This is a genomic window from Janibacter sp. LM (assembly GCF_039631275.1).
Classification (GTDB): Bacteria; Actinomycetota; Actinomycetes; order Actinomycetales; family Dermatophilaceae; genus Janibacter; species Janibacter terrae.
This window is the reverse complement of record NZ_JBDIVG010000014.1, coordinates 57,801-71,690: the sequence shown is the minus strand read 5'-3', so window position 1 is coordinate 71,690 and position 13,890 is coordinate 57,801. Positions and strand designations below refer to the sequence as shown.

Genomic DNA, 13,890 nt, shown 5'->3' with positions numbered 1-13,890 from the left:
GGCGGCCGCCGGCCTCAGTCGCCGAGCCGCCGCAACCGGTCGAGCCAGTCACGGGCGGCGACGAAGGCGGCGTCGCTCGTGATCGGGTCGACCGTGATCGGGGTATCCGCGGCCGCCGGGTAGGAGCCGAGGAAGCGCACGTCCGCGCAGACCCGGTGCAGGCTCATCAGCGCGGCACCGACCCGCTCGTCCTGCACGTGCCCCTCGAGGTCGATCGAGAAGCAGTAGGAGCCCATCGACTTCTTCGTCGGGCGGGACTCCAGCCGCGTCATGTTGATGCCCCGCACCGCGAACTGCTCGAGCAGCTCGAGCAGGCCCCCGGCCCGGTCGGCGCGCTGGTAGAGCACGACAGTCGTCTTGTCGCGGCCGGTCGGGGCGGGCAGCCAGTCCGGCCGCGCCACGACGACGAACCGGGTGACGGCGTTGGTCATGTCACCGATGTCGTGCGCCAGCACCTCGAGCCCGAAGTGCTCCGCAGCGATCAGGGCGCACACCGCGACGTCGTAGCCGAGGTCGTCCGGGTGCTCGGCGAGGTCCTTGGCCGCGGAGGCGGTCGAGAGCGTCGGCACGTAGATCGCCTGCGGTGCCTCCTTGCCGGCCCACCCGCGCACCTGCGCCCACGCGTGGCTGTGCGTGCCGATCGCCCGGACCCGGCCCAGGTCCGTGCCCGGTCGCGCGCACGCGACGAAGGTGATCGGCACGAGCACCTCGCCGACGACGACGAGCGGGTCGCCCGAGGCGAGGGCGTCGAGGGTGGCCGAGACACCCCCTTCGACGCTGTTCTCGATGGGCACGACCGCCGCGTCGACGTCGCCGGCGCGCAGCGCGTCGAGCGCCGCGTCGACCGACCCGAGCGGCACCTGCTCGTGGGCGGCGTCGGCCACCCACGACAGCAGCGCCTGCTGCGTGAAGGTGCCCTCGGGTCCGAGGTAGGCGTAGCGGGTCATGACTCCTCCAGTGGTCGGGGTCAGGCGTCCGGAGACCCGGTGCGGGCCGCCGCGAGCGCCTGACGCTCCTCGGGGGTGAGGGTGGCGTCGGCGTCGCCGCCGACGACGCCCTTGGCGTAGGTGCGGGACTCCCCGCGGCCGTGGATGCTGCTGAGGACGAAGCCGTCGCCGGTGTCGTCGACGACCGCGGCGGAGAAGCTCAGCCGCCCGCCCATGTCGCCGAAGGCGTCGTAGCGCACGACGGCCACGTGCCGCAGCGCCTGGGCGAGCTCGTGACGAAGGGCGACGAGGTCACCCTCGCCGACGGGCGCGCGCTGCTCGAGCATCACGACCCGTTCGGTGAGGCGGCGCACCCCGGCGAGGAGCACGACGACGCACAGCAGGGCGAGCGCGAGCCCGCCCAGCAGCGCGATCTCGACGGCACTCATGCGGTCACCCTAGGGGCTGGGTCGGGCCCGTCGACCGGCGTCTCGTGGGCGCGCTCGCGGTCGGTGCGCAGCACCGCCCAGCCGAGGAGGGCGAGGACGACGACGCTGCCGATGACATTGCCCTCGACGAGGAGGTCGCCGACCCAGGCGGGGGAGCGCCCTTCGCGCTTCCAGAGCACCCCCCAGAACGGCATCGTGCAGACGAACCACGCGACGACGACGGCCGCGGCCGCGACCCGTCGCACGTCCGGGCGGGCCCGCAGCACCGAGACGCCGAGGATCGCCGGGACGATGACCATGATCCAGTGCAGGTGGTGCACCCAGGAGACGGGCGAGAGGAGGAACCCGGCGAGCCCGATCGCCGCGGCCTCGGCCACCCAGTCACCCTGCCGGTACGCGCGGTGGCCGACCCAGAAGACGAGCGCGCCCATGACGAGCAGCCACGGTGCCCACGCGAGGGTGAGCTCGGTGCCCTCGAGGCCGCGCCGCAGGAGCGTCGCGCGGAAGGCCTGGTTGGCCGAGCCGTCGTTGGGTCCCAGACGGGTCGGGTCGGAGAGCGCGCCGCCCCAGAAGGCGAAGGAGGCCTGCGGCAGCACGAGCCACGCCGCGACCGAGACGAAGGTCGCCGTCCCGATCGCCCACCCGGCCTCGCGCCACCGCTTGTTGAGGAGGTAGTGGATGACGAAGACGCCCGGCGTGAGCTTGATGGCCATGGCCATCCCGACGAGCATCCCCGGCGGGACCTGCATCAGCCAGCGGTGCCGCGGCCGCTGCAGGTCGAGCAGGATCATCAGCACGAGGAAGGCGTTGACCTGCGCGAAGCGGATCCCGTCGCCGACCGGCTGCGTCCACAGGAACCCGGCGGCGACGACGCCGACGAGCACGGGCGCCCACCGGCCCACGCGCTCGCGGAGCCGGTACCAGGCGATCCACGTGATCGCGACGTTCGCGAGGAGCTGGGTGATCGTCCACCCCCACGCCGCGACGGGGAAGGGGACGAGCGCGAGGGGCACCGACAGGAAGGCCGCGATCGGCGGGTAGGTGAAGGGGAGCAGCTGCGGTGGCTGCGTCATCTGCGCGTAGATCGGGCGCCCCTGGAGCACCGACAGGCCGCCCTCGCGGTAGACCTGCACGTCGACCTGCCACTGGTCCTGCGGGAAGAGGAAGAGGAACTTCGCGACCGGCCAGGCCGCGACCAGCACGAAGAGCACCACCCCGAGCAGCAGGTGCGGGCGGCTCACTCGGGTCATGGCCTCCATTGTGTCCGACGCGGATCCGCGTCGGCCCATCACTACGGTGGGTCCATGCTCCGCCTCGCCCTGCTCGTCCTCGCCGGCCTCGTGCTGCTCGGCGCTGCGACGCCGGCGCAGGCCGCGGACGCTCCCCGCGACGTCGTCGTCATCGGCGCGCCCGGCCTCTCGTGGAGCGACATCACGACGAAGGGGGCCCCAGCCATCCACTCCTTCGCCGGCGACGCGGCGGTCACCAACGTCAACGTCCGCTCGACGTACTTCACCTCGTGCCCGAGCGACGGCTGGCTCGGTCTGTCGGCGGGCACCCGCGCCGCCGAGCCGCGTGATGTGACGCGGGGACAGCTGCGCGCTCACCCGCGTGCGCTGCCCCGCTGCTCGCCGCTGCCGAGCCTGCCCGGCCCAGGGTCCGGCCCCGAGCTGGTCGCGGTCGACATGGACCGCGAATTCTGGCGCGGCCTGTCGCAGGGCGTCGCGGCACAGGGCTTCGACGCCCGGATCGGGGTCCTCGGCCAGGCCGTGGCCGACGCCGGCGGGTGCATCGCCGGCTCGGGCGACGGCGCGGTCCTCGCGATGCCGGACCTCGAGGGCGTCATCCCGCACGGTGAACCCGGCGTCCACGAGACCTGCGCGATCACGCTCGTCGGCGCGCCGGCGGTCACCGTCCCCGCCGCCCCCCGTGACCTGAGGAGCGACGAAGGAGCCTCGAAGGTGCGCGCCGACCAGGTGACGGCGGTCGACGAGACCGTCCGCGACGTCCTGACGACCGCGCACTCGGACACCGTGGTGCTGCTCGCCGGCCTCTCCGACGACGGCGGCCAGCCCGGCCTGCGGGTCCTCGCGATGGGTGGCGGCGGCACCGAGCCCGGGTGGCTGCACTCCGACTCGACGACCCGGGACGAGATGGCGCAGGTGGCCGACGTGACGCACACGGCGCTCGCGATCGCCGGGATCACACCCCCCGACGGCATCGCCGGTCGCGAGCTCGTGCCGGTCGGCGACACGGGGTCCTTCGCCGAGCGCCGCGCCCGGCTCGTCGACGACGACACCCAGCTGCGCGAGGCGGACCGGGTGATCCCGCCCTTCTTCCGGGGCTTCGGGGTCGGGCTGGCGCTCCTGCTCGTCGCGGCCGCGGTGGCGTGGCGGTTCGCACCGCGCACCCGGCCGGTCGTCACCGCGGTCACCGGGGTCGTGGGGCTGGCAGCGATGGCCCTGCCCGTCTCGACCTACCTCGTGACACGGACCCGGTGGTTCGCCACGGACGAGCCCTTCGCGGGGTTCGTCGCGCGGGTGGTGGTCATCGACCTCGTGGTCGTCGCGCTCACCCTGCTCGGGATGCTCGTCCTCGGGCGGCGGAGAGCGCCGGACTCTCCCTTCGCCCCAGCGCTCGTGCCGGTCGGGGTCGTCGCCGGCCTCACCTGGCTGGTCCTCGCCGGCGACCTGCTGCTCGGCAGCGGTCGGATGACGATGCTCTCCGTCCTGGGGCTGCTGCCGCTCGACGGCGGGCGGTTCCACGGGTTCGGCAACGTCCCCTTCGCCATCTTCGTCGCCTCCGCCTTCCTGCTGGTCACGGCGCTCGTCAGCCCGCTGCTCGCGGCGGGGCGGCGCCGGGCCGCGGTCGGGGTCGTCCTCGTGCTGGGCGGCGCGACCTTCCTCGTCGATGCCTGGCTCGGGGCCGACGGGGGTGGGGCGCTCGCGCTCATCCCCTCCGTGGTCTACCTGGTGCTCGCGGTGGCGGGCGTGCGCGTCACGTGGGCCCGGGTGCTCGGGATCGGCGTGGTGACCGCGGTCGGGTTCCTCGCGATGGCCGGCGCCGACTGGTTGCGGCCGGAGGAGCAGCGCACGCACCTCGGCCGGTTCTTCGGCACGCTCCTCGACGGCGACGCGTGGGCGATCATCGTGCGCAAGCTCGAGACCAACGTCGACCTGCTGCTCGGCCCGGAGCGCGCCGCCCTGCTCGTGCCGGTCGTGCTCGTCGCGGTGATCTGGGTGCTCGCGCGCCCGGACAGCGCCCTGGGCCGCCGCGTGTCACCCCTGCTCGATGCCCACGCCGGCCTGCGCATCGGCCTCACGGCCCTCGTCGTGGCGCTGACCGTCGGCTTCCTGCTCAACGACTCCGGCACCGCGATCCCGGCGGCTGCCGCGCTCGTCCTCGCGCCCGCGCTCGTCGTGCTCGTCGTCGGGACGCAGCCGGCGAGCACAAGAGGTCGTGCTGCTGCATCTCGTGGCTGAATCAACCACGAGGTGCAGTAGCACGACCCTGAGTGCTCGCGGACCGGCGCCACATCACGGCGATGACGACCCAGACCGTGAGCGTCGCGAGCGGTGAGGCGACGAAGCGGAAGCCCAGCGTCACCGTCTCGATGTCCTCGGGCAGGCGCACCCGGCCGGGGACGTAGGCGAGCGCGAGGACGCTCGAGCGGGCGAGGAGCACCAGCAGCAGGGGCCGGAACCGCTCCCAGCCCTCCCGCCCGAGCAGCCCGACGAGCACGGCCGTCGCGAGCCACTGCGGCAGCTCGTACCAGGGCAGCACGTACCCGGCGCCGAGCGCGTAGGCCGTCGACAGCACGAAGAGCACCCGCACCGCGACCACGTCGGTGAGCCCGGCAGTGATGTGCCACAGCGCGACCGCGAGCAGGACGCACCCGATCGCGGCCAGCCAGGTCGTCACCGAGCGGGCGCTCCCCTCGCCGAGCACGACGTCGAGCGCCGTGTAGACCGCGCGCCAGGGCATCGCGTACGAGATCCCGCCGCCGGCGCCGACGACCCGGGAGATCGCGTGGGTGCCGACGGCCAGGTGCGTGGGGACGAGCACGAGGAGCGCGCCGCCGACGAGCGCGAGGGCCGGGCGGAGCCGCGCGGGGCCGGTGTCCCGGGCGAGGATCGCCCACAGCAGGGCGATGCCGACGACGCCGGCGGTCAGCTTGGTGCTCGCGGCGAGCCCGACGGCCAGCCCCGCGAGGAGGGGCCTGCGGGCCAGGCCGAGGCCCAGCGCGGCGGCCATCGCGGCGACCGCGAGGACGTCGACGTGCGCGCCGAGCACGCCCGCGCCGAGGACGAGGACGTTGGTCGTCCACCAGCGGTCGACGGTCGGGCGGTCGGTGCCCAGGCGCACGAGCAGCTCGCGGGTGCCGAGCCACGCGGCCACGACGAGGACCTGCCAGACCTGGACGACCTGCCGGGCGGTGTCGCCGCCGAGCCGGCCCGCGAGACCCATGAGCCACACCGCGACCGGCCCGTAGACGCTCGGGGCCTCCCGCCACGGGGCCTGGACCAGGCTCACGACCGGGTCGAGGCCGTCCTGCCAGCTCGCCGGGACGACCGACCAGGGGTCGCCGCCCTCGACGAGGATCCGCCCGTAGGCGGCGTAGTTCGTGTGGTCCGCCGTGCCGAAGGGGGCCGTGAGCAGGACGAGCGCAGCGAGCAGCGCCAGGTGCCACCACCGCAGGCGAAGGGGGCTCGGCCGCCGCACGTACCGCCACAGCGACGCGGCACCGAGCAGGTAGCCGGTCGTCTGCAGGGCGACGACGGTCCAACCACCGAGCTGCCACGGCAGGGCCGGCGAGGCCCAGCCGGGTGGGCCCAGCGGTGGCAGCGCGAGCGACTCCCCGCTCGCGCCGACGAGCAGGAGCAGCCCGATGCCGGCGACCAGCAGACCCACGCCGAGCGGGTCGCGGTCGGTGCGGGCCCGCGTCACGACAGGAAGCGCCGGGCGAGCAGCGCGCCCGAGACATCGCGCAGCTGCATGGCCCGGTGTACGCGCCCCTTGATGTCGTTGGCCGTGCGGCGGTGGGTCAGCTCGACGGGCACCTCGACGACCCGGCGCCCGGCGCGCAGCACGTCGACGAGCATCGCCGCCTCCACGCCCCAGCCCGTGGCGAGCGGCGTCGCGTCCGCGAAGGTCTCCCGGGTCAGCGCCCGCATGCCGTTGAGCGGCTGCTCGATCGTGCGCCCCGTCATCGCCTCGATCTGCGCGCGGGCGAGCCGCACGACCCGCCCGGCACCGAGCGAGGAGGCGCTGCGCGGGATGTTGGCGACGGCGAGGTCGGCCGTCCCCGCGAGGACCGGCACGAGCAGCGGCTCGAGGTTGGCCGCGGACGGGCCCAGGTCGGCGTCGGCGAAGAGCAGCACGTGCGGACCGGTGCCGGTGCGCTCCTCCTCGGCGGCGAGCCTCGCCACGCCCGTCTCGAGCGCGGCGGCCTTGCCCTGGTTGGCGGGGTGCCGCGCGACGAGCGCACCGGCATCGGCGGCGTTGGCGGCCGTCGCGTCGGTGGAGCCGTCGTCGACGACGACGACGAGGGCGACGTCGTCGAGGCCGAGGAGTGCCGTGACCGTCGACGCGACGAGGTCCGCCTCGTCCTTGGCCGGCACGATCGCGGCCACCCGCGCACCCATGGTCAGCGCAGCGTCACCTGGCGCGAGATCAGGCCGGACCGGGCCCGACGCTCCTCGGCGGTGAGCTCGTCGGTGGATGCGGCAGCCGTCGCGTAGCGCGCGGCGAAGTCGGCCACGGCACCCTCGTGCTCGGCCGGCTCGGAGTCGGGGGCGACCTCCCAGACGGGGACGATGAGGCCACCGGCGCGGAAGGCACCGAGGAGGCGACGCTCCTCGTCGAGGTGGGCCTCCCCCTTCGCGTGGAGGCGGGCGAGGGCGGTCGTCGCGGTCTCCTCGTCGTCGGCGAGCACGTGACGGATGTACGTGCGCTCGCCGATGCGGCACCAGTACGTGCTCGGGGTACCTGCGACGGGGGTGCTCGGGACGACCGACTCGTTGGCGCGCTCGAGGGAGGCCGCCGCCTCGCCGGAGACCTCCTGGCCCTCGACCCAGAAGTCGAAGCCCTCGTGGACGGTCAGCTCGAAGGGCGCGGAGGTGTCGACGAGGTCCTGCAGGCGCGGGGTCTCGGCTGTGGTGCGCGGCAGCTGCGCGACCGGGGCGCCCGGCTCGGTGGCGAGGGCGGTGAGCAGGGCCTGGGCCATGTCGCGGCTCGGGTCGCCGCTCGCGGACCCGGCCTGGGTCGCGACGAGGATCTCGCCGGTGTCGCGGCGCAGGGCCGGCCACGCCATCGGCAGCACCGTCGCGAGCGTCACCGTCTCGGGCGAGCCCTCCGGCACCGCCGCCGGGTCGAGGTGGAGCGTCGCCGTGGCGGCGGGCAGGATCTCGTACGCCGCCACCCAGTCCGGCTCGCCCGGCAGCCCCGCGAAGGGGCGTGCGACATACGGCGCGGGGGCGACCTTGGTCTTGCCCTGCGCGTCCTTCTTGCGTCGTGAAGCCTTACCCATGGCGGTCAGCGTAGGCCGTGACGGGGTGGGAGTTGGGCCGCACCGCCGGGGCGGGGACAATGACGGGGGCCAGCGACCGCAACCGAGGGAATCCGCACACCATGTCCGAGGCACACGACCGACGCACCGACGCGCCGAAGCTCGACTCCTTCGGCGGCGAGATCGGTCGCGGCCAGGCCCGCACCATCCGCGCCCGCTGGGAGCTGCAGACCGTCACCAAGGTGCGCGAGGCGATCGCCCTCGACCTCGTCGCCCGCGGGGTCGGCGAGCACGTCGTCGGCGAGGCGGAGCTCGTCGTCACCGAGCTCGTGACCAACTCGCTGCGTCACGCGACGCCCCTGTCCGACCGGACCGTGCGGGTGCACTGGAAGGCCCGCGGGGACAACGTCGAGGTCGAGGTGAGCGACGGTGGCTCCGACACCGAGCCGGTCCCCGCCGCCCGGGCGGTCTGGGCTACCTCCGGGCGCGGCCTGCGGATCGTGCGCAGCATCGCCCACGAGTGGGGCGTGCAGCGCGACGACAAGCAGACGACCGTCTGGGCCGCGCTCGGCGGCCCGTCGCGCCGCAGGGTCGGCCCCTGACCTAGACCTTGGACTTGCGCCAGCCGGCGTTGCGGGCAGAGGTCTCGGTGCAGAACCAGCGCTCGCCCTTGCCGAGGTCGATCTTGGTCACGCTGTAGTAGCGACCGCCGGGCACGTGGTAGATCTTCTCGCCGCTGCTGGAGATGTTGCCCTTGATCTTGCCGACGCAGGTGGAGGTCGGGGTGGGCTTCGGCCTGGCGCACGCACCCCACAGACCGCGCGCGGCGGCCTTGGCGGAGGACTGTGCCCGGCGGTGCGAGTACTGGCCCTTGTAGGCGCGGCTGTACGTGTACTCGCGGGCGTAGCCACCCTTGATCATCGTGAGCGCGAGCGAGGTGCCGCCCGGGGTGTAGACGTGCCGCAGCAGCCGGCCGTACCTGTCCTTGTTGCCCTGGGTGCCGTCGGTCCTGATGTAGACGGTGCCGCCCTTGGTCAGCTGCGCCATCCGGGACGTGGCCTGGCTGCCGTAGCACTCGCGGGGGGAGATCTCCGGGGCGTCGAGGCCGATGAGGCGCACCGGGGTCGAGCGGCCCTGGTAGCGGATGCGGATGGTGTCCCCGTCGGTGACGCTCACGACCTTGGCGGCGTAGCTGCCCTTGGGTACGGCTGGGGCGGCCGTGGCGGCGGGGGCGGACAGGACGAGGGCAGCGGCAGCGAGGGCAGCGGTACGGCGGATCACGGCAGGGCTCCGGGGGTGAGGGTGTGGCGATGGAGTGGCGAAGGGAGGAGATCTGGACCGGCGGGAGGGGTCACCGTCGGTCGTGAGCGCATCCTCGCGGCAGGAAGTTGATCTGTCAATGGTCCTTCGCCGAGGCGTCCCGGGGCGGTAAATCGCTGGCGCCCGCCGCGGCCCGGTGCCACCTTGGACGGGATGACGGACTCCACCGCACTCACCTCCCTCGGCTGGGACGAAGGGAGCGCCGCCGCCCTCGACGAGATGGCGACGGGCGCCCCCTTCGTCCTCGTGCCGGGACGCGTCGGCCGCGTCGACCGCGGCCGGGTCACCGTGCACACCGCCGACGGCGCCGTGCCGGCGCTCGTCCGCCTGCCCGCCGGCAGCGCCCTCGAGGACCAGCCGACGACCGGCGACTGGGTCGGGCTCGAGCGCCGTCCCGACGGTGACGTCGTCCGCGCCGTGCTGCCGCGGCGGAGCGCGATCGTGCGCAAGACCGCCGGCGAGCGGTCCGACGCGCAGGTCATGGCCGCCAACCTCGACCACGTGCTCGTGGCGGTGCCCTTCGAGACCCGGGTCAACCTCTCGACGATCGAGCGCTACCTCGTCGTCGCGTGGGAGTCCGGGGCGCATCCGCTCGTCGTGCTCACCAAGGCCGACCTCGCCTTCGACCCCGACGCCACGGTCGCCGAAGTGCGGGCCGCGGCGCCCGGGGTGGGCGTGCTCGTCGTCTCCGCCGAGACCGGCGAGGGTGTCCCCGAGCTCGCGGCGGCGCTCGCCGGTGGCACGACCGCCCTCATCGGGCAGTCCGGCGCGGGCAAGTCGACGCTCGTCAACGTCCTCGCGGGGCAGCCGGTCCAGGCCGTCTGCGACACCCGGCAGGACGGCAAGGGGCGCCACACGACGACCGCGCGCGAGCTCGTCCTGCTCCCCGACGGGGGCGTGCTCATCGACACCCCCGGGCTGCGCTCGATCGGGCTGCACGAGGACGGCGAAGGAGTCTCCCTCACCTTCCCCGACGTCGAGGAGCTCATCGCCGCCTGCCGCTTCGCCGACTGCGCGCACGAGACCGAGCCGGGCTGCGCGGTGCGTGCCGCGCTCGAGGGCGGCGAGCTCGACGCGCGGCGCTGGCACAGCTGGCAGAAGCTGCAGCGCGAGGCCGAGTGGATCGCCATGCGCACCGACCCCGTCGCCCGGGCGGCCGCCCGCAAGCGGTGGGTCGCGCTCGGTCGCGGGGGCAAGGCGCAGGCGGCGCTGAAGCGGGGGCAGGACCCCTTCGGCTGAGCCGGTCTCAGCGCCGCGCGGACCGCGGTCCCCGGACCAGGCGCACGGCCAGTGCCGGCACCCCGACGAGCAGGGCCAGGACGGGCAGGACCACCACCCAGAAGAAAAAGGTCCCCCACGAGGGCACGAACACCCTGAGGTACCAGGGGTAGTCGACCTCGACGAGGGTCTGCCGGCGGTAGGTCCGGTCGGTCGCGGAGCGGGTGAAGGTCATGTCGCTCGTGACGTCGTCCGGCCGGACGTACGCGTCGAACCGCGTGACGAAGGGGGCGCCCTGCGTGAGCTCGGCCAGGGTCGAGCCCCGCGGGACATCGGCCGCACGCAGCGGTCCGGCGAAGGCGACCTCGGGCTCGATCGCCCCGAAGTCGACCTCCGTGCGGTGCTCGGTGAGGGTGTAGACCCGCAGCGTGCTGACCGATATGGCCTGCGCCTGCATCCGCATCGGGTAGACGATCTCGCGAGAGGGGAAGGTCGCCCGGATCGGCTGGAGCTCGCCGTCGAGGGCGTGGGGCGCGTCCGGGCCCGCCGTGAGGCGGATGGCGGCGATGACCCAGCCCTTGCGCAGGTACGGGCGGGTCGACTCGACGACCTCGTCACGCACGCGGTAGCCGTTGTCCTGCAACCACTGCGTCAGCGTGCCCGTGGACGTCGACGTCAGCTGGGTGGCCGTGAAGGGTCCGAGCTCCCGCTGCTCCAGGACGCGCACGCTCGGCGGCGCTCCGGCCGTGGTGCCTTCGCCGGCCGGAGCGCCGCCGATCACCGGGAGCTGCAGGCCGCGCAGCACCTTGCGCTCGACGACCTCCGGGCGGGTGGCCCGGGCCAGCTGGCCCAGGGTGTCGACGTCGGCGAGGTCGAGCTCGGCCCTCGCCGGCAAGGGCAGGATGAGCGCGACGTCCTGGGCCGAGGTGAACATGTCGAAGCTGAGGAGGATGTCCTCCGTCTCGCCGTCGTGCCGCACGACCGCCGACTCCTCGTTGACGGACACGCTCTCGCCCTCCGGTGCCTCGACGCCTCCGCACGCGCAGGCCACGGCGGGCGCGGCCACGCCGACGGCCTGCACGAGCGTCACGAGCAGCGCGATCGCCAGGGCCCGCAGGCCCGTCCTCGAGATGGTCACGTCATCCCCCTTCGTCCCCGCCAGTGTGGTGCACGGGCGCGGCGGGACGAAGGGGGAGGGCTCCCCTCAGAGGACGTCGTGACCGGGGCGGTCGCCCCGGGACATGGCCTCGGCGATCTCGAGCGCCGAGCGGACCCTGGGCGTCTTGGGGATGACCCCGAGGCGCCCGGCCTGGAAGTCCTCGAAGGCCGTGACGAGCTCCTCGCGGGTGTTCATGACGAAGGGGCCGTACGCGGCGACGGGCTCGCGGATCGGGCGGCCGCCGAGCAGCACGACCTCGAGCGAGGGGCTGCGCGAGTCCTGGTTGTCGTCGGCGGCGATCTCGAGCGCACCGCCGGCCCCGAAGACGGCGAGCTGGCCCTCGCGGATCGGTCGGCGCTCCGGGCCGACGACGCCCCGTCCGGACAGGACGTAGGCGAGGCCGTTGAAGTCCTCGCGCCACGGGATGTGCATCCGGGCCCCGGGCGCGATCGTCGTGTGGATCATCGAGATCGGGGTCGTCGTGATGCCCGGCCCCTCGTGGCCGTCGAGCTCGCCGGCGATGACGCGCAGCAGCGTGCCGCCGTCGTGGCTGGAGAGCAGGCCGACCTGGCCGGAGCGGATGTCCTGGTAGCGGGGGTCGGCCATCTTCTGGTGGCTCGGCAGGTTGACCCACAGCTGCAGGCCGTGGAAGACGCCGCCGCTCACGACGAGCTCCTCCGGCGGGGCCTCGATGTGCAGCAGGCCGGACCCGGCGGTCATCCACTGGGTGTCGCCGTCGGTGATCAGTCCGCCACCGCCGTGGGTGTCCTCGTGGGCGAAGGTGCCGTCGATGATGTACGTGACGGTCTCGAAGCCGCGGTGCGGGTGCCAGCTCGTGCCGCGGGCCTCGCCGGGGGCGTACTCGACCTCACCCATCTGGTCCATGTGGATGAAGGGGTCGAGGCGGGCCATGTCGACGCCGGCGAAGGCACGGCGGACGGGGAAGCCCTCGCCCTCGTGGCTCCGGGGCGCCGTGCTCACCGACAGCACGGGGCGCGAGACGGTGTCCGGCAGCGGCTGGGTCACGCGGGGGAGGGTGAGGATGTTGTCGACGGTCACGGCGGGCATCGGGTGCTCCTTCGGGGTTGCGGTCCCTTGGTCCAACAGTAGTTGAAAATCAAACATTCCGTGGTCCCTGAGGAGGTTGCGCAGCAACCGTCCCCCCGTGGTCCCTGAGGAGGTTGCGCAGCAACCGCCCCCCCGGTCCCTGAGGAGGTTGCGCAGCAACCGTCTCGAAGGGCCGGGTCTAGTCTCGCGTGCGTGCCCCCACGTTCACCCCTGCCTGCGCGCCACGGTCTCGCTGCCGCGTGGGTGCGCACGCTCGACCTCGACCACGGTCGTCCGCGGCCGTGGTCCACGATGTCGGCCTGGCTGCGGGACACCTCCCCCGAGGGTGTCGACGTGGACGGGATGCTCGCCGCGGGGAGGTTCGTCTACGAGGACGCCACCCCGGTCCTGCCCGGGGACGTCTACCGCCCGCACACCTTCGTGTGGTTCCACCGCGACCTGCGCGACGAGGTCGAGGTGCCCGGCGAGCTGACGGTCCTCCACCGCGACGAGCGGCTGCTCGTCGTGGACAAGCCGCCCTTCCTCTCCACCATCCCGCGCGGCCGGCACGTGCGGCAGAGCGTGGTGGTCCGGCTGCGCGACGAGCTCGGCCTGCCCGAGCTCTCCCCGCTGCACCGTCTGGACCGGGTGACCTCGGGCGTCCTCATGCTGGCGACGGAGCGACGGTGGCGGGGGCCGTACCAGTCGCTCTTCGAGCAGCGACGGGTGCGCAAGACCTATCTCGCGCTCGCCCCGTGGCGCGAGGACCTGGCCCTGCCCGTCACGGTCAGCAACCACATCCGCAAGGAGCGCGGGGTGTGGCAGGCGCAGGTCGTCCCCGACGCACCGGTCAACGCGGAGACCCTCGTCGAGGTCGAGTCCCGCACCGGCGACCTCGCGCTCTACCGGCTGACGCCGCGGACCGGACGCACCCACCAGCTGCGGCTCCACCTGCACGACCTCGGCATCCCGATCGTGGGGGACCCGCTCTACCCCGACGTGCTCGACGTGTCCGTCGACGACTTCACCCGACCGCTCCAGCTCCTCGCCAGCACCGTGGAGCTCGTGGACCCGGTCGACGGGCGCGAGCGGAGGTTCGTCAGCGCCCGGCAGCTGCCGCTCTCCGCGCAGGCCTGAGTCGCGATCGCTGACGACGGCGACCCACCCGCCGACCGCTTGCCGAACGCCGGCATCCGTGCCACTCTCGATCTCCATGTAGCGAGTGCTACATGGAGTCTGCAAGGACGCAGGCCGACGGTGCGC

Annotated in this window: 13 protein-coding genes; 4 read left to right on the top strand and 9 right to left on the bottom strand. The window is 73.9% G+C overall.

Annotation, left to right across the window (positions count from 1 at the left end; all coding sequences use genetic code 11):
* Nucleotides 1-14: 14 nt before the first annotated feature.
* Genes pheA through ABC138_RS08705 form a run of 3 tightly spaced genes read right to left on the bottom strand, consistent with a single transcriptional unit; the run spans nucleotide 15 to nucleotide 2,625 of the window.
* Nucleotides 15-947: a prephenate dehydratase gene (gene pheA / locus ABC138_RS08715; protein ID WP_345913424.1), complete on the bottom strand. Its 933-nt coding sequence runs from the start codon at nucleotides 945-947 to the stop codon at nucleotides 15-17.
* 20 nt (nucleotides 948-967) lie between these two features.
* The gene (locus tag ABC138_RS08710) at nucleotides 968-1,375 is read right to left on the bottom strand and encodes a DUF4446 family protein (protein WP_068425266.1); all 408 of its coding nucleotides are present in this window, start codon (nucleotides 1,373-1,375) and stop codon (nucleotides 968-970) included.
* Nucleotides 1,372-2,625, bottom strand: a complete 1,254-nt coding sequence (locus tag ABC138_RS08705) for a glycosyltransferase 87 family protein (RefSeq protein ID WP_345913423.1) — start codon at nucleotides 2,623-2,625, stop codon at nucleotides 1,372-1,374. The genes ABC138_RS08710 and ABC138_RS08705 overlap by 4 nt, the downstream gene beginning before the upstream one ends.
* A gap of 54 nt (nucleotides 2,626-2,679) precedes the next feature.
* Here ABC138_RS08705 and ABC138_RS08700 point away from each other — a divergent pair, with 54 nt between their 5' ends.
* A complete protein-coding gene (locus tag ABC138_RS08700; protein ID WP_345913422.1) occupies nucleotides 2,680-4,857 on the top strand; it encodes a hypothetical protein in 2,178 nt (725 codons plus the stop codon).
* 1 nt (nucleotide 4,858) lies between these two features.
* On the opposite strand, the gene ABC138_RS08695 is transcribed toward ABC138_RS08700, so the two are convergent.
* From ABC138_RS08695 to ABC138_RS08685, 3 genes are read right to left on the bottom strand one after another with little or no spacing between them, the layout of a single operon-like run.
* Nucleotides 4,859-6,322: a hypothetical protein gene (locus ABC138_RS08695; RefSeq protein ID WP_345913421.1), complete on the bottom strand. Its 1,464-nt coding sequence runs from the start codon at nucleotides 6,320-6,322 to the stop codon at nucleotides 4,859-4,861.
* Complete coding sequence (locus ABC138_RS08690; protein ID WP_345913420.1) at nucleotides 6,319-7,008, bottom strand: glycosyltransferase; 690 nt, start codon at nucleotides 7,006-7,008, stop codon at nucleotides 6,319-6,321. Before ABC138_RS08690 ends, ABC138_RS08695 begins: the two co-directional genes overlap by 4 nt.
* A gap of 14 nt (nucleotides 7,009-7,022) precedes the next feature.
* Entirely contained in the window at nucleotides 7,023-7,904 is an 882-nt protein-coding gene (locus ABC138_RS08685) for a DUF5926 family protein (RefSeq protein WP_345913419.1), read from the bottom strand.
* Nucleotides 7,905-8,005: 101 nt separating this feature from the next.
* On the opposite strand from ABC138_RS08685, the gene ABC138_RS08680 reads away from it, so the two are divergent.
* A complete protein-coding gene (locus tag ABC138_RS08680; protein WP_068327432.1) occupies nucleotides 8,006-8,485 on the top strand; it encodes an ATP-binding protein in 480 nt (159 codons plus the stop codon).
* Between the two features lies 1 nt (nucleotide 8,486).
* On the opposite strand, the gene ABC138_RS08675 is transcribed toward ABC138_RS08680, so the two are convergent.
* Nucleotides 8,487-9,164, bottom strand: coding sequence for a thermonuclease family protein (locus ABC138_RS08675; protein WP_068327429.1), 678 nt, complete (start codon nucleotides 9,162-9,164; stop codon nucleotides 8,487-8,489).
* A gap of 192 nt (nucleotides 9,165-9,356) precedes the next feature.
* On the opposite strand from ABC138_RS08675, the gene rsgA reads away from it, so the two are divergent.
* Nucleotides 9,357-10,442: a ribosome small subunit-dependent GTPase A gene (gene rsgA / locus ABC138_RS08670; RefSeq protein ID WP_345913418.1), complete on the top strand. Its 1,086-nt coding sequence runs from the start codon at nucleotides 9,357-9,359 to the stop codon at nucleotides 10,440-10,442.
* A gap of 7 nt (nucleotides 10,443-10,449) precedes the next feature.
* Here the strand turns inward: rsgA and ABC138_RS08665 are convergent, their stop codons facing one another.
* Nucleotides 10,450-11,559: a DUF2330 domain-containing protein gene (locus ABC138_RS08665; RefSeq protein WP_345913417.1), complete on the bottom strand. Its 1,110-nt coding sequence runs from the start codon at nucleotides 11,557-11,559 to the stop codon at nucleotides 10,450-10,452.
* Nucleotides 11,560-11,625: 66 nt separating this feature from the next.
* Nucleotides 11,626-12,648: a pirin family protein gene (locus tag ABC138_RS08660; protein WP_345913416.1), complete on the bottom strand. Its 1,023-nt coding sequence runs from the start codon at nucleotides 12,646-12,648 to the stop codon at nucleotides 11,626-11,628.
* 192 nt (nucleotides 12,649-12,840) lie between these two features.
* Here ABC138_RS08660 and ABC138_RS08655 point away from each other — a divergent pair, with 192 nt between their 5' ends.
* Nucleotides 12,841-13,764 carry a pseudouridine synthase gene (locus ABC138_RS08655; RefSeq protein WP_345913415.1) on the top strand — a complete coding sequence of 308 codons (924 nt, stop codon included), beginning with the start codon at nucleotides 12,841-12,843 and terminating at the stop codon, nucleotides 13,762-13,764.
* Nucleotides 13,765-13,890: the final 126 nt, after the last annotated feature.

What these genes read in the sequence shown, in the direction of transcription:
- ABC138_RS08660 (WP_345913416.1), bottom strand. Translation starts at nt 12,648, where the DNA reads ATGCCCGCCGTGACCGTCGACAACATCCTCACCCTCCCCCGCGTGACC.
- ABC138_RS08710 (WP_068425266.1), bottom strand. Translation starts at nt 1,375, where the DNA reads ATGAGTGCCGTCGAGATCGCGCTGCTGGGCGGGCTCGCGCTCGCCCTG.
- ABC138_RS08680 (WP_068327432.1), top strand. Translation starts at nt 8,006, where the DNA reads ATGTCCGAGGCACACGACCGACGCACCGACGCGCCGAAGCTCGACTCC.
- ABC138_RS08685 (WP_345913419.1), bottom strand. Translation starts at nt 7,904, where the DNA reads ATGGGTAAGGCTTCACGACGCAAGAAGGACGCGCAGGGCAAGACCAAG.
- ABC138_RS08705 (WP_345913423.1), bottom strand. Translation starts at nt 2,625, where the DNA reads ATGACCCGAGTGAGCCGCCCGCACCTGCTGCTCGGGGTGGTGCTCTTC.
- pheA (WP_345913424.1), bottom strand. Translation starts at nt 947, where the DNA reads ATGACCCGCTACGCCTACCTCGGACCCGAGGGCACCTTCACGCAGCAG.
- rsgA (WP_345913418.1), top strand. Translation starts at nt 9,357, where the DNA reads ATGACGGACTCCACCGCACTCACCTCCCTCGGCTGGGACGAAGGGAGC.
- ABC138_RS08700 (WP_345913422.1), top strand. Translation starts at nt 2,680, where the DNA reads ATGCTCCGCCTCGCCCTGCTCGTCCTCGCCGGCCTCGTGCTGCTCGGC.